A 24307-nucleotide genomic window follows, 5' to 3' on the forward strand; every position below is an offset into this window, starting at 1 on the left:
TATGTTGAAAATTTTTGTTTGCGAAGATGACGGAACATTTAGATTAAAATTAGCAAAGATGATTCAAAATTATTTAATGATGCAAGATTATGACATCAAATTTCAAATGGATACCTCGGACCCTGAAGTGTTGCTTTCATATATACGTTCAAATAAAACAGAAGGCATCTATTTTTTAGATATTGACTTAAGTTCCAATATGAACGGAATCAATCTAGCCGCTACGATTAGAGAATACGATCCACTAGCAAAAATTATTTTTGTGACCAGTTATACGGATTTAGCTTATCTCACTTTTTTGTATAAAGTAGAAGCAATGGATTATATTGTGAAGGGGAACGATACACTGCTGCAAGAAAGCGTGACAAAATGTATCGATGTGGCTAACCAAAGATATCTTGATACAATTTTACCTACAAGAGAACAGATTCGTATTAAGAGTGGACCAATCAATACAAAATTGTTCGTAGACGAAATCTTGTTTTTTGAATCCAGTCCTGTTCCTCACAAAGTGATCGTTCATCTTGAAAATCGAATGCTAGAATATAATGGAAAAATCAAAGAGATCGAATCGTTTAGCCCGAGCTTTTACCGTTGCCATCAATCGTTTGTTGTAAATGTGGATAATATTTGTTCCATCAACAAGAAGGAAAGAACGATCCTTATGTCTAACGGAGAAAAGTGTCTTGTTTCCACCCGAAGTTTAAAAAAATTATTGATTGCATTTAGCAAAGGAGCGTGACGAATGTCACGTTCTTTTTTTATAGAATAATTTAGATATAAAGAATATAAGGGCTTTATTAAGAAAGAAAACACTGCAGTTATGTAAAAAAAACGCGCACTTTTTACTTTTTAATATATGCATCCTTATTTTTAGTATAATCAAAAGTGAGAAAGGGGTGAACGATATGCCAAATGAATATCTGTCTCTTGAAGAGAACCTGTCAAGCAAGATGAGCAGAAAACTCGGAGAGAAATATGGGTTAACAGAACTGGAGGAAGCAAAAGTCAACTATGGATTAGCGATCCTGTTCATTAATCTTTTCAAGTTCATGCTTATTTACGTATCAGCGTTTTTCTTACATAGCATTCTTGCTGTGATCACCACTCATTTGTCTTTTATTGCTGTACGAAGATATGCAAAAGGATATCATGCAAGCCGAAGCATGGCCTGCACGCTCTATAGTATGGGATTATTGGTGGCGCTACCTGTTTTGGCTAATCATTACAATTTGGAACTTACACGCTACGAATATTTCATCGGAGCAGCTATTCTTAGTATGGTTTTAGGAATCATTGGTTCCTTTATCGCACAAGACCAACAAAAAAGAAGAAGCGTAAGAAACAAACTAGTTATAACAGGAATAAGCCTCACGCTGATCGGTTCAGTGATTCCAGCAAATGATTCAAGAGTCATGATATTACTGGGTATGTTGACCGCAATCTTACTTGTATTCATTCCAAAAAAAGAAAGGAAGATCATCAAATGAAACACACACAAACTAAATTTAGTCTCTCACATGCAATCACAACAATTGCTATCAGCGTTGCCGAAAAGGCTGTAATAAGCGGAAGTACCTGTATTGGTTTAGTTTATGAACCAAAAGTACCAGAAGCATTAAAAAAAGAAGTAGAAAAATAAGTAAAAATAAAATGGATTACCGAATAAAAAGTACCGTAAGTCCTAAAAACTGTGCCAACAGATCGTTGACACAGTTTTATTTTTTTCGATAGTTTTGTAACAAAAATACAAAGATGAAAAAGAATAAAGATTCCCATAGAGTAGTAGTCCAACTGAATTCTTTACTGATACCAAATACCATATTTCCAAGATTCGATACAATCAAATAGCCAATCGTTATGATCAATGAATAATACAATCTTTTCATCATAGGACATACCTCGTTTTTCTTTATAAGAATAGTATAAACCAAAGAAGAGAATAAGAAAAATGATAATAGAAAAATAAAGTAAAAACGCAATAAAGTAACTTAAGTTATTTTATTGCGTTTTTTTCTTCACTGAAAAATTTTAACAAATAAATAGAATTTTGTAATAATAACTGAGCATAATCTTTGCAATTTTTAATCTTGAATAATATCCTTTAAGTATAGCCAGCAATCAAAAAGAAATAGAGAATAAGTGAGTAGTTGTTATTTCAGTATCAGAATGACAATAAAATGCCGTTATAATCCAATATCGTTTGGTAGCGCTTTATTTATTGGTGCTAAACTAACTGTTCGCTCTCTATACTGTGATTGTCGGTAGAGTTATTTACAGGGTAAAAATAAGTTTATAGGAGGTGGAAAATGAATAAGGGGTTAAAAATAACCGGTGTTATCATGAGTTTGCTACTACTTTCAGTGTTTCTAGCAATTGCGTTAATTAATGCGCCGTATATTATGCCTGAACAATTGGAACGATTTCGCTTCTTTACCTTAACGAATTACTACATGCAACAATATATTTTCTGGGCAGCTGTAGTATTTGCCGTTCTTGCTATTATCATCTTGCTAGTCGTTCTTTTCTATCCAAAATCAAGAGGAACTTTCGTTATGAAACGGGAAGATGGCAAATTGACGATCGACAAAAAAGCGATCGAAGGGCTGGTACGTTCCCATTTACACGAAGAAGAGTTCATTCATTCACCTAAAGTACGGATACGTTCAACGAAAAATCGAATCCATATCCATGTCAACGGAGACTTGAAGCGAACTTCTTCATTAGTAGGGAAAACAGGTGTACTGATGCAAGACATCGAAGAAGAAGTGACTAGAGTACTTGGAACAAAAGAAACAGTCAAAGTGGCAGTCACATACAGCGGTTATGAAGAACAAGAAGATACAAGAGACTACAAGCACTCTCGAGTGGAATAGGAGGGCCAAATAATGAAAGAACTATTTTCAGCATACAAGCTCCCTATTATCTTTGGGGGTCTTGGACTACTGCTAGCTGTTTTATGGTTAACAATTGGATTTTTCAAAACATTGTTGATCATCATTATGACAGCAATTGGCGCAGGAATCGGATTTTATTTGAAACAGACAGGAATAGTGGATCAATTTTTTAAATCATAGGAGGAAACAAAGATGGAAAACAAAAACATGAACACAACAAATGGATCAGTTTTGGCAAATGAAAAAGGGGAAAACCGCATGATGAATGGTGAATTGACTTATGAAGACAAAGTTATCCAAAAAATCATCGGCTATGCATTGAAAGATGTAGACGGTCTATTGACATTAGATGGCGGATTCTTCTCAAATATGGCTGAAAAATTAGTCAACACAGATAATGTAACAGCAGGTATCAATACAGAAGTAGGAAAGAAACAAGTAGCTGTGGATTTAGATGTGATTGTAGAATACGGTAAAGACATCGAAGACATCTACAACCAAATTAAAGAATTGATCAGTACTGAAGTAAACAATATGACACATTTAGATGTTATCGAAGTAAATGTGAATGTTGCAGACATCAAAACACAAGAAGAATACCAAAAAGATCAAGAAACAGTACAAGACAAAGTAACAGAAGCAGCAAAATCAACAGGACAATTTGCTTCACGCCAAACAGATAAAGCAAAAGCTGCTGTAGGCAAAGGTGCACAAAAAGTCAAAGAAAATAACGAACCACGTGTACAATAAGAAGTAAAAAGTCAGTTAGGAGGAATTTAAAATGGGATTTATTTGGGCATTAATCGTCGGAGGTATCATCGGAGCAATTGCAGGAGCAATCACGAATAAAGGATCATCAATGGGAATCATCGCAAACATCATTGCTGGTTTAGTAGGTTCAGCCATTGGACAAGCTTTATTAGGAACTTGGGGACCAACAATTGCAGGAATGGCTATCATTCCATCATTGATTGGTGCAATCATTTTAGTATTAGTCGTTTCATTCTTTGCACGTAAATTATAAGCAAATTGAAGAAAAACTTATGTTGAAATGAAGAACACATTTGAGAACCGCAGCGAAACTTGCTGCGGTTCTTTTTTATATGAAGTATTCTTTATTCCTTATGAAAAAATAGCTTGAAAAATAAAAAAAGACGAAAATAAACGGTTTTCTATAAAAGAAAATCGTTTATTTTTTTGTCTTTATTTGGTCAAAACGATAAAAAAGCACAGCACACCAAGCTTTTATTGATTGTCTGTCTTTTATAAATACAAGAATGTATTTATAAAAACAGAAGAAAAATACAAGTAGATTTTTTTTATACTCGTAAACGTAGAAAGGAGGCGAAAAAATGAATACATTACCTATCAATACAGGAGATACAGCATTCATGATTTTATGTACAGCAATGGTTTGCTTGATGACTCCTGGTTTAGCATTTTTTTACGGCGGACTGGCACGAAAGAATAATATACTGACGATCATGACTCAATCTTTTCTCTCAGTTGGGATAACAACGATCATGTGGATATTCGGTGGATTCGGATTGGCATTTGGACGAGATATTGGCGGTATGATTGGAAATCCGGCAGATTTCTTTTTGATGAGACATGTTACAAGCTTTCCCAACATGTTCCATGGAGCGACGATCCCATTTTTGATGTTCTTTCTTTATCAACTGATGTTTATCGTGATTACTGTTCCTTTGATGACAGGAGCTTTTGCAGGGAGACTGAATTTAAAAGGCTATATTATCCTTGTTGTTTGTTGGAACCTGCTGATTTACTTCCCTGTTTGCCATTGGATATGGGGCGGCGGATTTTTGGATCAGATGGGATTTAGAGATTTCGCTGGCGGAGCAGTCATCCACACGACAGCTGGATTCGGTTCATTGGCATGCATCCTCACACTTGGACAGAGGAAGATTCCTATGGGCGAAAGAAATCAGCATAGCAGTCTTATGGCAGCTGCTATCGGTACAGGTCTACTTTGGTTTGGCTGGTTCGGTTTCAACTCTGGTGGTGCACTTCGAGCAGATAATCAAGCAGTCAATGCATTTGGTTCAACATTCATCGCTCTTGCATTTGCGATGGTTACTTGGTTGATTATTGCAAAAGTAAAAGGAAATGGCTTTGATTTTGTCGACGTACTAACAGGATCCGTTGCTGGATTGGCAGCCATTACGCCTTGTGCTGGTTATGTAGAAGCAAAAAGTGCTATGTTGATCGGAATCATTGCTGGAATCGTCTGTCATGCTGCTGTTGATTTTCGTAAAAAGAAACAATGGGACGATGCACTTGATGTGTGGGGCGTCCATGGAATGGGCGGATTCACAGGGACGATTCTGATCGGAATTTTTGCATCTAACAGCCATTTATTAACAAATCCAAGCAGCTGGTACTTCTTAGGAATCCAAGTGATTGGTGTCATCATTACTGCCGTGTATGCCTATGTGCTAACAACAGCGATTCTAAAATCAGCCATGCATTTCACAACGATCACTACTACAAAAGAAGAGCAGGAAGAAGGATTAGACTTTTTCTTCTTTGGTAACAAACGCAATTGAAACAAAATCAAATAGAAAAGAGGAAGATTCATGCAACAAAGCAAAACGAAAATTCCTGCAAAAAAATTAACGTTCTTCGGCTTTTTAGCCATGACGATCTCAATGGTCGTTTCACTATATGAATATCCCACATTTGCGACCTCTGGCTTCAGTTTAGTATTTTTCTTGTTATTAGGCGGTTTGCTATGGTTTATCCCTGTGGCATTGTGTGCAGCAGAGATGGCAACGGTGAAAGGCTGGGAAAAAGGCGGTGTCTATACTTGGGTCAGTCGGACATTGGGAAAACGATTTGGATTTGCCGCTATCTTTTTCCAATGGTTTGAGATAACTGTTGGTTACTTGACTATGCTGTATTTCTTAACTGGTGCATTATCCTATGCAACGGGAATCGACGCTATACAAAACAATAAATTTCTGAAATTGGCCATCTTATTGATTATTTTCTGGGCTATTTTGCTCTCTCAGCTAAAAGGAACCAAATACACTTCTTTAATTGCTCGAATCGGTTTTGTAGCTGGGATCTTATTGCCTGCATTAGTCTTGTTTGGCTTAGGGATCCACTATGTCTCTTCAGGTGCTCCACTACAAACGACACTTTCTATGAAAACATTGATTCCTGATTTTTCAAAATTACCTACGCTGGTTGTTTTTGTTTCCTTTATTTTAGCGTATATGGGAGTAGAAACATCTGCTAGTCATGCAAATGAAATGGAAAACCCTAAAAAGGATTATCCATTAGCAATGTTTGTATTGGTCATTCTGGCCATCATTTTAGACACTTTTGGCGGATTGACTGTGGCTACTACAGTCCCTCAACAGGGTTTGTCTCTTAATACAGGAGTGATCCAATCGTTAGAATTTTTATTAAGACACATTGATCCAAGTCTTGCATGGGTTGCGAAAATCCTTGCGATCCTTGTTTGTTTAGGTGTCATCGGAGAAATAGCTTCTTGGGTAACTTCTCCTTCAAAAGCACTTCACGTAGCGGCAGAAGAAGGATTACTTCCTGAATATTTTGCGAAAGAAAATGCACATGGTGTTCCTGCGCATTTGATGATTGCAAATGGGATTGTTGCGACAATCTGGGCAGCCGTCTTTACATTAAGTGGCGGGGGGAATAATCTTTCGTTTCTTGCAGCAATGTCATTGACTGTTGTGATTTACCTAATGTTGTACTTTATGTTTTTCGCGGGCTATTTGAAGTTAGTATTTAAAGATGAAAGTCTTGAAAGAGCCTATCAGGTTCCAGGCGGAAAAGTTGTAAAAGTAATCGTTGCTTGTTTAGGTCTTTTGACTTCACTTTTTGCTTTTTGTATCTCATTTGTTCCACCTGCAAGTATCGCAGCTGGACAGCATGGGATTTATGAAACGATTCTGATCGTTTCTTATCTTATCGTCGTAGTTATTCCATTTACGATCTATGCATGCCGTCATAAATTCCAGCATGCAGAAAAATAAAAAATGAAAGCTGGTTATTCAAATGGAAGGAAAAGAATTAGAACAATTGATTGGAAAAAATTTCCACTACTATCAAACGGGACAAGTGGCAGACTACATTCCAGCATTAGCTGAAGTGGATCCAAAACAATTAGGTATGGCGATTTATGATCTTGATACAAAACAACTGATCGAGGGAGGAGATGCAGATGTACGTTTTGCCATCGAAAGCATGTCAAAAGTTCCCGTATTGTTATTAGCAATCAAAGATAACGGAATTGAAAAAGTCTTTCAAACAATCAACACAGAACCCACCGGATTTGCTTTCAATTCTATCATGAATATGGAGATCAATCATCGCAAACATCCGATGAACCCTTTTGTTAATGCAGGAGCGATTGCAACAACCTCTTTGATTGCGGGAAAAGATGCAGATGAAAAATTTGAACGGATCATATCATTTATGAAAGAAATCTGTGATGATCCTGATATCACATTGAATGAAGAAATCTATCATTCTGAATCAAGAACAGGTGATATCAATCGCTCTCTTGCTTATTACATGAAAGGCAATCAAATGATCGAAGGAGACGTTCCAGAGATACTCGATGCCTATTTCAGACAATGTTCCGTCAATGTCACCGCTACAGGTATAGCAAAATTAGCTGCTGTATTGGCAAATAAAGGGATCGCTCCTTGGAATGGCAACCGGCTCATTACTGAAGAAAGTGCAACGATCGTCAAATCGATTATGACAACTGCCGGTTTGTATGATGAATCAGGCGAGTTTTCCGTCCATGTTGGTGTACCTGCCAAAAGCGGGGTAGGTGGCGGCTTGATGGCAGCTGTGCCAAATCGTTACGGTATAGGCGTCTTCAGTCCAGCATTAGATCCATTCGGTAACAGTGCAGCTGGCATCCAATTACTGAAGGACGTAGTCAAAGAACTAGATGCTGATATCTTCGAATAACCTTTCTTGAAAGTGGCTGGGGTAAAAGTCCAAGCGATGCCAAGTTATCTAAACGATAGCTGGGATTGTAAGCTTGATCGACTTTTGTTCCGGCTTCTTTTTTATTGGTTTTTGAAAGGGGTTTTCTAAACAAAAAGTAAATAAAAAAGCGATTCGTGGATATGTTTAAATAAAACTATAAGAAAAACTGGAGGCGTGTATCAGGAATGCTGGAAAAATACATCGAGCGAAATATATTTAGGAAAGTGTATCTATGCGAACAATTATTTGAATTCCAAGAAATAGATATCGAACAAACAGCTATTTCACTAGGGGTGACCACACCGACGATCCTTCATGATCTAGAAAGTCTAGCCGAGTGTTTGGAATATTGCATAAAAGAAAAAATAAGAGAGAAGCATAAGTACAAACTTATATTTAAACGTGGGATCGCTCTTTCTGAGCTTACGCAATTTTTGTATGGTCAATCTTATTTTTTAAAGTTTTTAAGTTATTATTTCAAGGGCATATTCACGAGTACAGAACTGGCTGATCTTGAATTTATTTCTTTGAGCAAAGTATATACGATCAAAAAGAGCGTCTTGGATTTTTTCAAAGAAAATGATTATTTGAAAAATAAAGAAATCATTATTCCAGAATTTGATTCGCGGAATATTCTGCTAGCTTTAGTACGTTATATCAATTGGGAAGGATATGAGAGTAAAAATCCACATGTAGAAGAAGCTTGTAACGAGCTGATCGATTATGTAGAGACTCATTTTTTTAAAAGGAGATATTCGGAAGATGAAAAGTCCTTTATCATACGGGGAATAGAGATTGCAATTGGAAGAAAGACGTTTCCCCTTGAACTGAAAGAAGAAGATAAGAAAAGTGCGGAGACGAAGCCATTATTTCAATTAGTCTGTCAAGGATTGGAAGAGCAAAAAGGGATGTTACACTTACAGGAAGAAGATATCTATTATATTTTCTCTTTGTTCAATAGCAGAAATTATACCAATGAGAACATGGAGCTGTTAAGAAAAGATTTCGAAGTTGTGTATAAAAATTTTGTTCTCAATGACCTGTCACTCAATGAATTGATTTTACAGATTCTCCCAGTTGCTGAAATCGACGATGCAGACAATTTTATTTTTAAGCAATCCTTTTTACAATTTGTCCGTACGTTGTGGGCAGACGGTCAAGTATTTTTACCGGAACGAATCTATCTACTGTCAGAAAAAGAACAGCTTCTATACAGAAAAATAGTAGAAGTGCTAGACGATTGGAAAAAGAAAAACCAAATTCATCTAAGATGGAATGATAATTTCATCCGAAAATTTGTTAAGAGTCTTTCTTTGATTACCAGAGAACAGATGATACAGCAAGAGATAGAAATATTTGTTGTTTCAGAAAGTTCAGTCAAACAATTTTTTTATCGAACTCAATTTCATTTGTATGCTGAAGAAGATATGGCTGAAATAAACCCCATTCTATTTCGTTCTTTAGAAGAATTACCTGATGAATGTTTGTGTTCAAAAAAACGAGTGGTTTTATGCGATGCTGCTAGCTATCAAACTGGTTTGGAAACGGAAAAAACAAAGGTCTATCCTATCTCGTTAAAAGGCGCAAACATCCTTTTGTATCGTATTGCTCAAGAGCTTCATTTATTAAAAAAACATATTTCTTGAGGAAATCTTAAAGCAAGACAAAAATCAACTTTCTACAGAGCTTTTTAAAAGACTGTAGAAGTTTTTTTATTTGTGATCTGTTTTGTGCGAAGAACTACTTATATAACAAACTTTCTCTGAATTTTTTTAAAAATACTATTGACTTAGAGTCAACTCTAAGGAGTAGAATAGATAAAGTGTTACAAATCTATTTTCAACTAAAAAGAAGATAGTACGGAGGAGAGAATGTATAATGAGTACAGCATTACATGTATTGGATACAATCAATAGTCCAGCAGATGTCAAAAAGTTATCTGTTGAGGAAATGAAACAGCTGGCAGAAGAAATGCGCCAAAAGATCTTGCAAAAGGACAGCGATGTAGGTGGGCACGTTGGTCCGAATCTAGGTGTAGTCGAATTAACGATCGCTTTTCATTATGTATTTGATTCACCTAAGGATAAAATCGTATGGGATGTTTCCCATCAATCTTATGGTCATAAGCTGCTAACTGGTCGGAAAAATGGCTTTGAAAAAGGACATTACCATGAAGTAAGCGGGTATTCCAATCAACACGAAAGTGAACATGATTATTTTACAGTGGGTCACACATCTACATCTATCAGCTTAGCTACTGGGTTGGCTAAATCCAGAGATTTGAAGAAAGAATCAGGAAATGTGGTAGCATTTATTGGAGATGGCTCACTAAGTGGCGGCTTAGCTTTTGAAGGGCTGAACAACGGCGGCGCTTTACAGACCAATTTAATCGTATTAGTAAACGATAATGAGATGTCTATTGATGAGAACCACGGTAGCTTATATCAGAACTTAGCAGAGCTTCGTCAAACTCACGGTGAAAGCAGTAATAACCTATTTAAAGCTATGGGATTTGATTATCGCTATGTGGATGATGGAAACGACCTAGAAACGGTGATCCGTTTATTTGAAGAAGTAAAAGATATTGATCATCCAATCGTACTTCACGTACATACGGAAAAAGGCCGCGGTTATCAGCCAGCGATCGATAATAAAATGAAATATCATTGGCACGTCCCATTTGATCTGTCTACAGGAGAAGCAAAACAGGCAGCTTCTGGAGAAACATTCAATACGATCATCATGGATTATCTGGATAAAAAAGTGCAAACAAGTACAGCACCTATTGCCGCTGTCAATGCAGCAATACCAGGCGCCTTTGGACTGAAAACATTCCAAGAAAAACATCCAGATCATTATTTTGATGTGGGGATCGCCGAGCAGCATTCCATTACGTTTGCTTCTGCTTTGGCTTCTCAGGGAGTACGTCCAGTCGTCTTCCAATCAAGTACTTTCCTGCAACGGGCATATGATCAATTATCACATGATTTAGCAATCAACGAGAATCCAGTCATCATTTTAGTTGGTGGCGGAACGATCTCTGCTAGTGATCGAACACACCAAGGAACGTTTGACATTCCTTATTTATCAAGTATCCCGAATATCAAATATCTTGCTCCAGCAACAAAAGAAGATATGATCTCTATGCTAGATTGGGCTTTTGAGCAAACAGCACAGCCTGTAGCTATTCGAATCCCTACTCATGGTGTGGAACATGGTAAAGCTATCGCAAATGATTACAGTATTCCAGCCTATCAGACAGTGAATAAAGGCGAAAAAGTGGCAATTTTAGCTTTAGGTGGTTTTCTTGGACTAGGAAAAGAAACAGTGGAAGCTTTTAGAGAAAAAGGAATCGAAGCAACATTGATCAATCCAGGAACAATCACAGAAAATGATGTAGAAACATTAGATAAATTAAAAGAAGCCCATGAATTAGTCATCACATTAGAAGATGGTAGTTTATCAGGCGGATTTGGTGAAAAAATCAGTCGTTATTATGGTGATTCTTCAATGCATGTGCTGAATTTCGGTGCAAAGAAAGAATTCACAGATAGTGTTCCAACAGTTAAACTTTATGAACGTTATCATTTGACACCAAGCCAAATCGTTGAGGATAGTCTACGTGTCTTAAATATTCAATAATCCATCGTATTTTCCATCCAGATAATCGTTTATACTAGTATCTGGATGGTTTTTATTATACGAAACAAAGGAGTAGATGCTATTATGTATCAAAAAGTAGAAGAATATTTCGAAAAGTTTCAAGAAAAATATCCTAGATATCAATCAGAAGAACTAAGCTTTTTTTCATTTGGGAATACAGAAGAAATGGCAGATGAATTGAGTGAGTTAGTTGTAAAAAAAATAAAAACCGGTACATCAAGTGGATATGATCTATATAAAAAAGAGAAGGAACCTTTGCCAAAAGTGGGCCAGTTAGATGTGGTTCTGAATGGAAAAAATGAACCAGTTTGTATCATCAAAAATATAAATGTGACTATCTTGCCTTTTAGTGAAATCACGGAAGAACATGCTTGGAAAGAAGGAGAAGGAGATCGAACGTTAGCCTATTGGCGGAAAGTCCATACTGACTTTTTCAAGCATGTCTACAAAGAAGCACTGAACATGGCATTTACAGAAGAGAAGCTAATCGTATATGAAGAGTTTGAAGTAATTTTCTTTTAGCAAGAAAGGCTTGCTAAAAGAGAAAGGATAGCTACTTTATTGACTCTTGGATAGAAAAGGGTTACATTTTTATAAGAAGATGTATTTCTAGAGAACGTCATTGGAGGAGATAGTGTGGATGTACTGGAAAAAATAAAAGGTGGGGTTGTCGTTTCTTGTCAAGCTTTGGAAAATGAGCCATTACACAGTTCTTTTATCATGGGGAGAATGGCTTTGGCTGCAAAAGAAGGCGGAGCAGTTGGTATTCGCGCAAATACAACAGAAGATATCAATGAAATCAAGCGAATCGTTGATTTGCCGGTAATAGGGATTATAAAAAGAGATTACGATGGGTCAGAAGTATTTATTACTGCGACAGAAAAAGAAGTGAAAGAACTTTTGGAGACGCAAGCTGAGATCATTGCACTGGATGCAACTTCTCGTAAACGTCCGACAGAAAAAACAACAGCTGAGCTTGTCCAAATGATCCACGATCACGGTCGATTAGCCATGGCAGATATTTCGACTTTTGAGGAAGCGCTTCAAGCGCAAGAAGATGGTTTTGATCTTTTGTCTACGACATTAGCAGGATATACAGAATATTCTCGAAAAACACAGGAGCCTGATTTTGATTTGTTGAATCAGATCATAGAACAAGTCAATATACCAGTAGTCATGGAAGGCCATACTGACTCTCCAGAACACGTAGAGAAAGCCTATGAATTAGGTGCTTTTTCAGTCGTGATTGGATCTATCATCACCCGTCCACAATTCATCACTAAAAGATATGTCGAAGCCGCGAATAAAGCAAAGAACTAAAAAACACGTACGGGACAGATTCTTGACAAAAAAGAAAAATTAATAGATAGTTTAAAGCAGATTCTAAGAAGAAGAGGAAAGTGTTGCTTTTCCTTTTGTCTTCGAAGATCTGCTTTTTAGCGTATTTTATAGAAAGAAGGCGAGACCATGTTTGAACGAAGTCCTTCAGAATTGACAGAACGTGAAAATTACAAGTTGCTGATTGGTTCGGTTATCCCTAGGCCGGTTGCAGTAGTAACGACTAAATCCGTAAATGATATAGTGAATATCGCACCCTTCAGTTACTTTAATATTGTCAGTTCGAATCCACCTATCTTATCCTTGGCGATCCAGAGAAAACAAGATACAGTAAAAGACACAGCAAAAAATATTCTTGAGACAAGAGAAGCGGTCATCCATATCCTTGATGAGGACAACGTAGAAGAAGCAAATAAAACAGCAGCTAATCTGCCTAATGAGGAAAGCGAACTACACTTGACTGAATTGACTTTAACGGATTCAGCAATCATTTCAGTACCAGCATTGACAGAAGCAAAAGTTCGTTTTGAGACAACCTTATATGAACATGTCGAGATACGGAATAAAAATAAAGTAACAGCTGATTTATTTTTGCTAGAAGTACAGAAATATCATTTGAATGAAACAGTCTATGATGAAAAGACGGGAAGAATCGATCCAAGAGAATTGAATGCTATAAGCCGTTTGGCAGGAAATGATTATGCAGCAATAGGAGAAATTTTCACGATCGCACGTCCCCAATAAGAAGGAGTAATAGTTATGTTAAAAATAAGTTATAAACCATCAGCAGATTCAAAAGAAATGGGAAAAGAATACGAGACAGTGAATGATTTTCTGCAAGGGCAGTATTTAGAAGTTCCGCCATTACAAGATCATTTTGTCGTCACCAAAGTTACTTTATACGGCAAAGAAATAGGATTAACAGACCAGACGATTAGCGGGTTATTCAATTACTTAAACAAATAAACATTTATTCTGAAAAGTGAAAATCATATAAAAAAACACTAAAAATAAAAAGATTATCAAGGAATCCTAGCACAATTGAACGAAACTGCGCTGGGATTTTTTTACGTTATTTGTTATTTTTTCCTAAAAAATATTAAAGATTGTTAAATTTCACTATTTCATTTCAAATTTCATTGCCTATTCATTAGGAAAAGTCTATCATGGACTCGTAAATAGAATATAGTAATAACCTTGTTAGGTGAGGCTCCTATACAAACATAGGCTATTGCCCAGAAACGTCGAAAGTCGCCAATGGGTAAAACAGAAACTGTCGGATTAAGGCTTTTTCCAATAGCTAAGAATGTTTTCTTTACGTTGTATAGTGCTAAAACTCGGACGATGAGATGATGCTAGGTCAGAATTCTTGTTCGAAAAGGTTTCTGGCCTTTTCTTTATAGTTTCAAGACTGACTTATTTGAAGAGACAAACTCGCTCCTTACCTGACAAGTGGATTACCGTGGGAGGAGGAGATGCGGTGAAAAAAAGAAAAAAGATCGATTGGTGGATTTTGGGTCCTTATTTGACTTTGTCCATGATCGGTCTTTTAGAAGTATACAGTGCTAGTTCTTATCGTTTATTGCAAGCAGATGAAAATACAAAAAGTCTATTATTGCGCCAACTGATTTTCATATTTTTGAGTTGGGGCGTAATCTTCTTAGCTCGTTCAATCAAACTGCACTATTTACTTCACCCTAAAATAGCAGGATATGGTTTAGCTTTATCGATTTTCTTTTTGATCTTAGTACGAGTAGGAATATTCGGTATCACTGTCAATGGCGCACAACGTTGGATTTCTCTGTTTGGCATTCAATTCCAGCCTTCAGAATTAGCAAATCTTTTTCTGATTTTTTATCTAAGCTGGTTTTTTCGTGACGGAAATAATCCGCCAAAAAATCTAAAAAAACCTTTTCTGATTACAGTAAGCATAACTTTGTTGATTTTATTCCAGCCAAAGATTGCTGGAGCATTGATGATTCTTTCGATTGCGTGGGTCATTTTTTGGGCAGCAGCAGTTCCATTTAAAAAAGGAATCTATCTGATTGTTACTTTTTCTGCCTTATTGATTGGAGCAGCCGGCGGAGTATTATATTTAGGAAACAAAGGCTGGCTTCCCCAGATGTTCAATCATGCTTATGAAAGGATTGCAACTTTAAGAGATCCTTTCATAGATAGTCATGGTGCGGGCTATCAAATGACTCATTCGTTTTATGCACTATACAATGGTGGCATATGGGGGAGAGGATTAGGAAACAGTATCACAAAAAAGGGATATCTTCCAGAGACAGAAACAGATTTTATTTTTTCGATCATTACAGAAGAGCTTGGGCTAATTGGTGCATTGTGTGTACTTTTCTTATTATTCTCATTATGCATGAGAATCTTTTGTTTAAGCAGTCGTTGTAAAAATCAGCAAGCTGGATTGTTTCTTTTAGGATTCGGAACTTTGCTATTCGTTCAGACGATAATGAATGTGGGAAGTATCGCAGGGCTTATGCCAATGACTGGCGTGCCATTACCATTTGTTAGTTATGGAGGAACAAGTTATCTGATCCTTTCTTTAGGAATCGGGATCACGTTGAATATTTCTTCGAAGATACAGGCCGAAGAATTGCCGCTCTATCGACCTGAAAAACAATAAAGAGAAACTGAAAATCTCTCAGTTTGAATTATCATAAAGGACTATCTTTTATTTTTCAAGCGAGAGATTCTTTTTAGAAAGAGGAATTCGCAATGAAAGTATTTCAAAAAATCATATTATCTGTTTTGTTACTGCTTACACTAGTAGTCGGCTTTTTTTCGATTGAATTTGTCCATGGATTTTCGTCTGCAAAACAGACCTCAACTGTAAAAAAGGTAGATCCGAAAAGTGTCCCTACCACACTAAACGTGGCTTTGATTGGTTCGGATGCCCGTTCGAAAGACGAAAATGGTCGCTCAGATTCACTTATGGTTGCACAATACGACCAGAAAACACAACAAGCAAAACTAATCTCTATCATGAGAGACTCATATGTCGATATACCAGGTTACGGAATGGATAAAATCAATGCAGCGTACTCTTACGGAGGAGTTGATTTATTGAACCAAACATTAAAGGAAAATTTCAAATTTGAAGCCCCGTATTATGCAAGTATCACATTTCAAGATTTTATCGATTGCGTCAATGAACTGTTTCCTGATGGAGTAAAGATTGATGCAGAAAAATCTTTAGATTTAGATGGCGTATATATAAAAAAAGGGAAGCAAGTAATGGATGGCAATACGTTACTGCAGTATGCTCGATTCCGTGAAGACGAAGAAGGGGACTTTGGGAGGATTAGAAGACAGCAACAAGTGATTAAAGCTATCTCTCAGCAGCTGAAAGACGTCACTTCGATATTTAAATTACCGAAAGCAGTGGGAAAACTACTTGGCAGTATCCAAACGAACCTTCCTGAGAGTGTGCTACTGGATTGCGGTATGGATTTCCTCAAAGACGATAATAAAAAGATCGATACATTATCCGTACCAGTAGACGGCAGTTGGGACTTCAACGACAATACGCCTTCCGGAAGTGTTCTGGAATTAGATTTGACCAAAAACCAAGAAGCAATCAAAAAATTTCTGAATAATTAAGTAAAGAAAATAAAATAAAAGAAGTTAGAAATAACAATTTATGTTATGTTCTGACTTCTTTTATTATGTTAGAATAAACAGGTATAAATAGTGAAAATAAAGGAATAACAAGCAAAAGAAGGAGGAAAAAATGAAAAGAAGTGACAAGCACGGCAAAAATCGAACAGGCGCTTATATTGCCGGCGCAGTGATTTTAATAGTAGCTGCAGGTGGCAGTTATTTTTACTACCGGCACTACCAAGAAACCCAAGCAGTAGAAGCTGGAGAAAAGACGGTTGAGCAATTTGTCCAAGCTTTAAACAAAGGAGATTATAACAAAGCTGCAGGAATGGCATCGAAAAAGGCAGCAAATAAAAGTGCATTATCTGAAAAAGAGATCTTAGAAAAATACCAAAATATATACGGTGCTGCCAATGTCAAAGGACTTGAGATATCAAATCTAAAAGTAGATAAAAAAGATGATTCTACTTATAGCTTTTCATATAAAGCAAAGATGAATACCTCATTAGGTGAATTGAAAGATCTTTCTTATAAAGGAACATTAGACAGAAATGATGGAAAAACCACGATCAACTGGCAGCCTAACTTGGTTTTTCCAGAAATGGAAGGAAATGACAAAGTAAGTCTGACCACGCAAGAAGCAACAAGAGGGAACATTTTAGATCGAAATGGGGAACCATTAGCAACAACCGGCAAACTAAAACAATTAGGAGTCGTTCCAAGCAAACTTGGGGATGGGGACGAAAAAACAGCCAATATCAAAGCCATTGCTTCTGCATTCGACTTAACAGAAGATGCTATCAATCAGGCTATTTCACAAAGTTGGGTACAACACGATTACTTTGTCCCATTGAAAATCATTGATGGAGCAACGCCAGAACTTCCAGCTGGAGCTACCATCCAAGAAGTAGACGGCAGATATTATCCTTTGGGTGAAGCAGCTGCTCAACTGATTGGTTACGTGGGAGATATCACAGCAGAAGATATTGATAAAAATCCAGAATTAAGCAGTAGTGGAAAAATCGGACGATCTGGTTTGGAAATGGCTTTTGATAAGGATCTTCGTGGGACTACAGGTGGAAAATTAAGCATCACAGATGCAGACGGTGTCGAGAAAAAGGTTCTGATCGAGCATGAAGTACAAAACGGCAAAGATATCAAATTGACAATCGATGCAAAGGCACAAAAAACAGCTTTCGACAGTCTAGGAGGAAAAGCTGGATCGACTGTTGCGACAACGCCAAAAACCGGTGATCTTCTTGCGCTTGCTAGCTCTCCAAGCTATGATCCAAACAAAATGACAAACGGGATCTCACAAGAAGACTACAAAGCTTATGAAGAAAATCCTGAACAACCATTCATCAGCCGATTTGCGACAGGTTATGCTCCTGGATCTACGTTTAAAATGATCACAGCAGCAATCGGTCTCGACAACGGCACTATCGATCCAAATGAAGTGTTGACGATCAACGGGCTTAAATGGCAAAAAGATAGTTCTTGGGGATCGTATCAAGTAACTCGTGTTAGTGATGTGTCACAAGTAGACTTAAAAACTGCTTTGATTTATTCCGATAATATATATATGGCACAAGAAACGTTGAAAATGGGGGAGAAGAATTTCCGTGCAGGTTTGGATAAATTCATTTTTGGTGAAGACCTTGATTTGCCAATCAGTATGAATCCAGCACAAATTTCTAATGAAGAGAGCTTTAATTCAGATATCTTGCTAGCTGATACTGGATATGGACAAGGCGAACTTCTAATTAATCCTATCCAGCAAGCAGCAATGTATTCTGTTTTTGCCAACAATGGCACACTTGTCTATCCTAAATTGATTGCAGATAAAGAGACAAAAGATAAGAAGAATGTCATCGGCGAAACAGCAGTACAAACGATCGTGCCAGATCTGAGAGAAGTTGTGCAAGATGTAAATGGTACAGCACATTCTCTTTCTGCTTTAGGGATTCCATTGGCAGCGAAAACTGGTACAGCGGAAATCAAAGAAAAACAGGATGAAAAAGGGAAAGAGAACAGTTTCTTGTTTGCTTTCAACCCTGATAACCAAGGATATATGATGGTTAGCATGTTGGAAAATAAAGAAGATGATGATTCAGCAACTAAACGAGCACCCGAACTATTACAATACCTCAACCAAAATTATCAATAAAGAACGACTTCATAACTATAGTAAAAGGACTGTGACGGTATCGTCACAGTCCTTTTTTCGAATAAACGACAGGTTCACGACCACTTTCTGGGTCACTCACACTTCATAAACTTTTTTTGTAAAATATTTCAGAACAAGTGGAGAAATAAGTGTACTTAATAAAATCACGATTACTAAAGGTGAATAGTACTGTGGTTCGATCAATTGACTTTGCTGTCCAATTTGCAAAATGATCAAAGCCATTTCTCCACGCGAAATCATACCAGCACCGACCATCAATGAACTATGTTGAGAAAAACCGGCAATCTGAGCACCAAAATACCCTCCAAGCAATTTGGTCAAAATTGCTACAAGCGTCAATATAGAAATAAAGAGAAGCTGCTCACCAAAGTCAGAAAAATCAACTTCTAATCCTACACTGACAAAAAATACTGGTATAAATACTGCATATCCTAAAGCTTCAACATTGTGGTATACTTCTTCTTTGACCTTTGTCTGACTGACTGCTATCCCAGCAAAAAAGGCACCAATGACAGAACTAAGACCCACAAGATCCGCTACGTAAGACATACCTAAACAAATAACTAGCGATACGATGATAATAGAAGAATTTGCGTACACTTTTTCTGCAAATGAAAGCAAGAAGGGTGCAATCCATTTGACTAATAAGAAAATAAAAACAAAGTAAACGAGCTGTTCAATCAAAACAAGCGGTAAAGAAGCATTGCTAGAAGCTTCTCCAGTGAGAAAAGATAGACTGAAACTTAGGACTAAAACGACTAAAATGTCATCTACAACAGAAGCACCTAAAATAGTTGAGCCTTCTTTCGTATTCACCACGTTTAGTTCCTTTAATACTTCAACTGAAATACTGACAGAAGTTGCTGCAAGAATAATCCCAAAGAAAATCGCTTCATTTCCCGAAACTTGGAATGCTTCGCCTGTTAGCCAACCAAAAACAACAGGGAAGATGATTCCGAGTAAAGCAACGAACATGCCTGGTCGGAAATATTTTTTCAAAAGAGATAAATCACTTTCCAGACCAGCTAAAAACATCAATAAGATTACACCAATCTCCGAGAAGTCATGGACTAGAATATCCGGTTTGACCCAATTCAATCCAGCTTGTCCTAGCAAAACACCAACAAGTAATTGTCCGATTACTGCTGGAATACCTAATCTCCTAGAGATATGTGAGCCAATCGTTGTTGAAATCAATATCAGGCATAAAATACCAATAAATTCCATTCTCATCATTCCTTTTTATAAAATATAGCCCGAACTTAGCATAACATATATTATTGAAAAAATAGGAAAATATACTCATAAAAAAACCAACAATCCAAAAGTATTTTTTGGTTTGTTGGTTTTTAAACAGTCTATTTTAATAACTAAAAACGATTAACGTATAGTCATTTTTCTTACTCTGATAAAATTGATGATTTCCTGGATGCCCATGAAAATCAAGATGAAACCGAATATTTGAAATAGAACCATCAAGCTTTTGAATGGATTAAACAATAAGACGAATCCGCCAATCAACAACAGAATACTATAAACACTCCAACTTTTAGCTTTTGTATTCATGCTGAAGAACAACTGGAACAAGCTGTTGATGATAACAGCTAATCCAAGAAGAATCGGCAGGATAGAAACGATTGCAGGTGCAAAAGCATAAACGATCAGCGCACAGATCAGGGAAAAAAGACCACTAAACAGACCGATACTCCAAGAACCTGTTTTCCTTTTAAAACGGTAAGCCTCAAAAAGATTCAACACCCCAAGCAAAACAAGATAGGCAGTGATCAGATAACCGATAAAATGAAAAACAGCAGAAGGGTTTAGCACAATCGCAATCCCAGAAATAATATAAACAGCAGCTCTTAATAAGGCATATTTTTGAATATTTTGTTTAATCGTCTCAAACATATAAGAAAACCTCCTTTGACTTATTTTAACGTGAACTAGTCATTTTACCAAATCAAACGTTACAAAATGAGTGAAGGAGAAGAGCTTCTTAAGAAAGATCATTTTCTGAGGATCTTTTCCATTTTTTTGCCTTTTGCTAGCTCATCGATCATTTTATCTAAATAACGAATTTCTTTTATCAAGTTATCCTCGATGTTTTCTACTCGCACACCACAAACAACACCTGTAATCAAAGAACGAGAAGGGTTGGGGGCAGGGGCTTCCGCAAAAAATTGTTCGAAAGTCACTTGTTTTTGTAGTTGCTCTTCTAGTTCTGTTTGGGAATAACCTGTCAGCCAGCAAATGATTTCATCTACTTCCTCTTTTGTACGATCTTTTCTCTCTGCTTTTGCTACATACATAGGATAAACGCTTGCAAAACTTGTCTTAAAAATACGATTTTGCGCCATAATCAGTCACCTTTCTTCTCTCAAACTATTTACTACTTATAGTATATAAGAAAAAGAGAAGAAAAAGTGATTATTCAAAAAAAAGACAAGAAGGATTGTGACAAAATTCTTATCACAATCCTTTTTTCGAATAAACGGTGTTCTCATGCCTACTCCTCAGCCACAAGTCACAATATTCAACAAACATGAGAAACTGTTTATTGAAATTGTTCCTTGTGACTCGGAGCTGAACGGCAGGCTCACAACCTCTATCTGTCTTTTATACAATCTTTATAGTTCAAGTGTGCATCAGATAATCGAATGCTCCTAAAGCTGCAGTAGCTCCTGAACCCATTGAAACGATGATTTGTTTGTATGGACTATCTGTACAATCACCAGCTGCGAAAACGCCGGGGATATTCGTTGCGCCATTTTTCTCGGTCACTATTTCATTTCTTGGATTCATTTCGATCGTTCCATCTAGCCAATCCGTATTAGGGAGTAAGCCGACTAGAATGAATACTCCTGAAACAGCTAGTGTATGCATCTCCATCGTACGGCGATCGATATAGGAGAGAGATTCTACCTGATTCGTACCGCTGATTTCTTTCGTCGCTGCATGTTTGATAACAGTGACATTCGCAAGAGAGACTAGTTTATCCTGTAAGATTTGATCTGCTTTTAATTCTGGTAAGAATTCTAGAACATATACATGTTTTGCTAACCCAGCCAAATCGATTGCTGCTTCAACACCAGAATTACCACCGCCGATAACAGCAATCTCTTTTCCTTTAAATAGAGGACCGTCACAGTGTGGACAATAAGCAATTCCTTTATTTTTAAACTCTTTTTCGCCCGGTACATTGATAGAACGCCAGTGCGCACCTGTCGCAATAATTGCAGTTTTTGCTTGAAGTGATATACCGTTAGCCAAGCCGATATTGATAAAATCTTGCTCTTTATTTAAGGAAACAGCCTCTTGATTGATCATAATATCGATAGGGTAACTACGCACATGATTTTCTACTTGCTGCATTAATTTTGGCCCTTCTGTGTAAGGGGTACCAATCATGTTTTCAATTCCCAGTGTTTCAACGACTTGTCCACCGAAGGAGTCAGCAACAATCCCTGTGCGGATTCCTTTACGTGCTGCATAGATAGCTGCACTACTAGCTGCTGGTCCGCCACCGACCACTAATACATCATAAGGTGTTTTTTCAAATAATTCTTCTTCAACCAAAGGACCAGTGATTTTTTCAACGATTTGTTCGATCGTCATGCGTCCGCTACTAAATTCTTCACCATTTAAAAACACTGTTGGCACTGCCATGATTTGTTTATCATCAATTTCTTTTTGGAACATACCGCCTTCAATCATCGTATGAGTAATATTTGGATTTAATACAGCTAATATATTCAATGCCTGTACAACGTCCGGGCAATTGTGACAAGTCAAGCTAACATAACTGTCAAAATGCAGCTTTTGTTTGATTTGTTTGATTTTGAGACTCAAAGACTCACTGATTTTTGGTGCCCGTCCACTAATTTGTAACAGTGCTAGTAAAAAAGAAGCAAATTCATGACCGAGGGGGATACCAGCAAAAATAATTCCACTTTCTTTGCCAAGAGGGCTGATAGAAAAACTAGGTGTCCGCATCAACTCTTTTTTTTCCCAAGAGATTTTAGGAGACATTTCTGATATTTCCTTCGTAAATTCTGCTAATTTTTGACTATTTTCACTAGTATCCAAACTAACAGAAAAAACAATAGGAGATTCAATCAGTGCTAAATATTGTTCGAGGTTTTGTTTAGTTTCTTTATCTAACATGTCGACCACCTAAATTTTTCCAACAAGATCAAAACTTGGTTTCAATGTTTCGCCACTTTCTTTCCATTTTGCCGGACAAACTTCACCTGGGTGGGTACGTACATATTGAGCAGCCCGTATCTTATCAATCAGTGCACTAGCATCACGGCCAATTCCATCTGCATTGATTTCCATAGCTTGAACGATGCCGTCTGGATCAATAATAAATGTTCCTCGTTGAGCTAATCCTTGTTCTTCATCCAACACATCAAAAATACGAGAAATCCGATGCGAAGGATCGCCAATCATCGTGTATTCGATTTTACCGATAGCATCTGATGTATCATGCCATGCTTTGTGAGTAAAATGGGTATCTGTAGAGCAAGAAAAGACTTCAACACCCAAAGATTTCAAGGTGCTGTATTGTTCTTGTAAGTCTTCTAGTTCAGTGGGGCAAACAAAAGTGAAATCTGCTGGTAGAAACATAGGATGCTCCAATTCCCCATAAGGTCTTTCTCGCTAATTTCTAAAAATTCTCCTTGATGATAAGCTTAAGCGTTAAATTCTTCGATTTTTTTCCCAATCAATGACATAGTAAAACCACCAATAATAATTATTTATTTATAATGATTGTAATTTAGTTGGAGTTAGAAAGTCAATGAATATTTTGTTATTTAATAAAGATTACTCAAAAACGCTGGTTAATTATAAAATGGAAGAGGCATAAGAAAATACAACTACTTGAAATACTCAGGATAACGTTGAGTGACAGTTTCTTGTTCTTTCAGCATCATGTGCAAGTGCAATCCCGTTTGAAAACGAGCTTCTTCTGGTTTTTTATCGACTAATGCTCTGAATAAATCTTCATGTTGTTCCATGATCGTTTCCCATGGAAGCCCTTGTATGGTCACTCTTAACCAACGAAAACGTTCTAAATGGGTATTGTGGTCATCTAACCAGTTCCAAACTTCTTTTCTGCCGGCAATTTCGAAACAAGCTTCATGAAATAAATTATCTGCACGAAAAAACGCACGTTCATCCTTTATTTGGGCTGCTTTTTCTTGTTCTTTTAAAATCGTTTCTAACACTATTCGTGTTTGATGGTCCAATTTGGAACAGCATTCAATCATGATTTGCTGTTCTAATTGTTCTCGAACAAATCGAGCATTTTCTGCAGAATAGAGATTGATTCTTGAAACATACGTACCACTTTGAGGAACTGTGTACACGAGTTCTTGCTGACGTAGTTGAATCAATGCTTCGCGAATGGGGGTCCGGCCGATAGAAAGATGTTCCTCCAGCGCTTTTTCAGATATTTTTCTTCCAGGTTCTAGGTCCGCATAGATGATTTGTTTACGAATCGCTTGGTAAGCTTGAGATTGCAAGCTACTTTTCATTTTTATACCTCCAAAATCATTTCTATGAACGTAGTATAACAGAAGAGATCTGAAAAACAATCTGA

Annotated in this window: 25 protein-coding genes, 1 pseudogene and 1 riboswitch; of the genes and pseudogenes, 19 read left to right on the plus strand and 7 right to left on the minus strand. The window is 37.0% G+C overall.

Going from position 1 to position 24307, the window contains the following annotated elements:
- Position 1: 1 nt before the first annotated feature.
- The 3 genes from FTX43_RS10560 (at position 2) to FTX43_RS10570 (ending at position 1642) form a co-directional block, all read left to right on the plus strand.
- Positions 2-742, plus strand: coding sequence for a LytTR family DNA-binding domain-containing protein (locus FTX43_RS10560; RefSeq protein WP_002306636.1), 741 nt, complete (start codon positions 2-4; stop codon positions 740-742).
- Between the two features lie 166 nt (positions 743-908).
- Positions 909-1490, plus strand: coding sequence for an accessory gene regulator B family protein (locus FTX43_RS10565; protein ID WP_002329239.1), 582 nt, complete (start codon positions 909-911; stop codon positions 1488-1490).
- Positions 1487-1642 (plus strand): cyclic lactone autoinducer peptide, encoded by a 156-nt coding sequence (locus FTX43_RS10570; protein ID WP_002291297.1) that lies wholly within the window; start codon positions 1487-1489, stop codon positions 1640-1642. The genes FTX43_RS10565 and FTX43_RS10570 overlap by 4 nt, the downstream gene beginning before the upstream one ends.
- 76 nt (positions 1643-1718) lie before the next feature.
- Here FTX43_RS10570 and FTX43_RS14975 read toward each other — a convergent pair whose 3' ends face one another.
- Entirely contained in the window at positions 1719-1892 is a 174-nt protein-coding gene (locus FTX43_RS14975) for a hypothetical protein (protein ID WP_002291299.1), read from the minus strand.
- 417 nt (positions 1893-2309) lie between these two features.
- On the opposite strand from FTX43_RS14975, the gene amaP reads away from it, so the two are divergent.
- From amaP to FTX43_RS10660, 16 genes are all read left to right on the plus strand, one after another.
- Positions 2310-2876 carry an alkaline shock response membrane anchor protein AmaP gene (gene amaP, locus FTX43_RS10580; protein WP_002309174.1) on the plus strand — a complete coding sequence of 189 codons (567 nt, stop codon included), beginning with the start codon at positions 2310-2312 and terminating at the stop codon, positions 2874-2876.
- 12 nt (positions 2877-2888) lie between these two features.
- Positions 2889-3077 (plus strand): DUF2273 domain-containing protein, encoded by a 189-nt coding sequence (locus FTX43_RS10585; RefSeq protein ID WP_002290682.1) that lies wholly within the window; start codon positions 2889-2891, stop codon positions 3075-3077.
- A 12-nt stretch (positions 3078-3089) separates the two neighbouring features.
- A complete protein-coding gene (locus tag FTX43_RS10590; RefSeq protein ID WP_002290684.1) occupies positions 3090-3647 on the plus strand; it encodes an Asp23/Gls24 family envelope stress response protein in 558 nt (185 codons plus the stop codon).
- 31 nt (positions 3648-3678) lie between these two features.
- On the plus strand, positions 3679-3921 hold the full coding sequence (locus FTX43_RS10595; RefSeq protein ID WP_002290686.1) for a GlsB/YeaQ/YmgE family stress response membrane protein: 243 nt from the start codon (positions 3679-3681) through the stop codon (positions 3919-3921).
- A 328-nt stretch (positions 3922-4249) separates the two neighbouring features.
- Positions 4250-5464, plus strand: a complete 1215-nt coding sequence (locus FTX43_RS10605) for an ammonium transporter (RefSeq protein ID WP_002313728.1) — start codon at positions 4250-4252, stop codon at positions 5462-5464.
- A gap of 30 nt (positions 5465-5494) precedes the next feature.
- On the plus strand, positions 5495-6922 hold the full coding sequence (locus FTX43_RS10610; RefSeq protein ID WP_002336421.1) for an amino acid permease: 1428 nt from the start codon (positions 5495-5497) through the stop codon (positions 6920-6922).
- 22 nt (positions 6923-6944) lie between these two features.
- Positions 6945-7871, plus strand: coding sequence for a glutaminase A (gene glsA / locus FTX43_RS10615; RefSeq protein WP_002309179.1), 927 nt, complete (start codon positions 6945-6947; stop codon positions 7869-7871).
- 206 nt (positions 7872-8077) lie between these two features.
- Positions 8078-9538 carry a hypothetical protein gene (locus tag FTX43_RS10620; protein ID WP_002316287.1) on the plus strand — a complete coding sequence of 487 codons (1461 nt, stop codon included), beginning with the start codon at positions 8078-8080 and terminating at the stop codon, positions 9536-9538.
- Between the two features lie 232 nt (positions 9539-9770).
- Positions 9771-11534, plus strand: a complete 1764-nt coding sequence (locus FTX43_RS10625) for a 1-deoxy-D-xylulose-5-phosphate synthase (RefSeq protein WP_047929757.1) — start codon at positions 9771-9773, stop codon at positions 11532-11534.
- Between the two features lie 84 nt (positions 11535-11618).
- A complete protein-coding gene (locus tag FTX43_RS10630; RefSeq protein ID WP_002336418.1) occupies positions 11619-12077 on the plus strand; it encodes an ASCH domain-containing protein in 459 nt (152 codons plus the stop codon).
- A gap of 114 nt (positions 12078-12191) precedes the next feature.
- Entirely contained in the window at positions 12192-12875 is a 684-nt protein-coding gene (locus FTX43_RS10635; protein WP_002316285.1) for an N-acetylmannosamine-6-phosphate 2-epimerase, read from the plus strand.
- Positions 12876-13022: 147 nt separating this feature from the next.
- A complete protein-coding gene (locus tag FTX43_RS10640; RefSeq protein WP_002306657.1) occupies positions 13023-13637 on the plus strand; it encodes a flavin reductase family protein in 615 nt (204 codons plus the stop codon).
- Between the two features lie 15 nt (positions 13638-13652).
- Positions 13653-13859, plus strand: a complete 207-nt coding sequence (locus FTX43_RS10645; protein WP_147607047.1) for a hypothetical protein — start codon at positions 13653-13655, stop codon at positions 13857-13859.
- A 223-nt stretch (positions 13860-14082) separates the two neighbouring features.
- A riboswitch (M-box (ykoK) riboswitch) is annotated at positions 14083-14249 on the plus strand.
- Positions 14250-14373: 124 nt separating this feature from the next.
- The gene (locus FTX43_RS10650; RefSeq protein ID WP_047929758.1) at positions 14374-15537 is read left to right on the plus strand and encodes an FtsW/RodA/SpoVE family cell cycle protein; all 1164 of its coding nucleotides are present in this window, start codon (positions 14374-14376) and stop codon (positions 15535-15537) included.
- 92 nt (positions 15538-15629) lie between these two features.
- Positions 15630-16514, plus strand: a complete 885-nt coding sequence (locus tag FTX43_RS10655) for an LCP family protein (protein ID WP_002309184.1) — start codon at positions 15630-15632, stop codon at positions 16512-16514.
- 130 nt (positions 16515-16644) lie between these two features.
- The gene (locus FTX43_RS10660) at positions 16645-18681 is read left to right on the plus strand and encodes a penicillin-binding transpeptidase domain-containing protein (RefSeq protein ID WP_047929759.1); all 2037 of its coding nucleotides are present in this window, start codon (positions 16645-16647) and stop codon (positions 18679-18681) included.
- A gap of 96 nt (positions 18682-18777) precedes the next feature.
- On the opposite strand, the gene FTX43_RS10665 is transcribed toward FTX43_RS10660, so the two are convergent.
- From FTX43_RS10665 to FTX43_RS10690, 6 genes and pseudogenes are all read right to left on the minus strand, one after another.
- Positions 18778-19929 (minus strand): cation:proton antiporter, encoded by a 1152-nt coding sequence (locus tag FTX43_RS10665; RefSeq protein ID WP_002319954.1) that lies wholly within the window; start codon positions 19927-19929, stop codon positions 18778-18780.
- A 153-nt stretch (positions 19930-20082) separates the two neighbouring features.
- The gene (locus tag FTX43_RS10670; RefSeq protein WP_147607048.1) at positions 20083-20610 is read right to left on the minus strand and encodes an HdeD family acid-resistance protein; all 528 of its coding nucleotides are present in this window, start codon (positions 20608-20610) and stop codon (positions 20083-20085) included.
- A 98-nt stretch (positions 20611-20708) separates the two neighbouring features.
- Positions 20709-21059 carry a DUF2200 domain-containing protein gene (locus FTX43_RS10675; protein WP_147607049.1) on the minus strand — a complete coding sequence of 117 codons (351 nt, stop codon included), beginning with the start codon at positions 21057-21059 and terminating at the stop codon, positions 20709-20711.
- A 277-nt stretch (positions 21060-21336) separates the two neighbouring features.
- Positions 21337-22866, minus strand: a complete 1530-nt coding sequence (gene ahpF / locus FTX43_RS10680; protein ID WP_147607050.1) for an alkyl hydroperoxide reductase subunit F — start codon at positions 22864-22866, stop codon at positions 21337-21339.
- Between the two features lie 9 nt (positions 22867-22875).
- Positions 22876-23438 (minus strand): annotated as a pseudogene (gene ahpC, locus FTX43_RS10685) (alkyl hydroperoxide reductase subunit C).
- 144 nt (positions 23439-23582) lie between these two features.
- Entirely contained in the window at positions 23583-24242 is a 660-nt protein-coding gene (locus tag FTX43_RS10690) for a GntR family transcriptional regulator (protein ID WP_002316279.1), read from the minus strand.
- Between the last annotated feature and the right edge of the window lie 65 nt (positions 24243-24307).

Origin of the sequence: Enterococcus sp. DA9 (genome assembly GCF_008000875.1) — a bacterium.
GTDB lineage: Bacteria > Bacillota > Bacilli > Lactobacillales > Enterococcaceae > Enterococcus_B > Enterococcus_B lactis.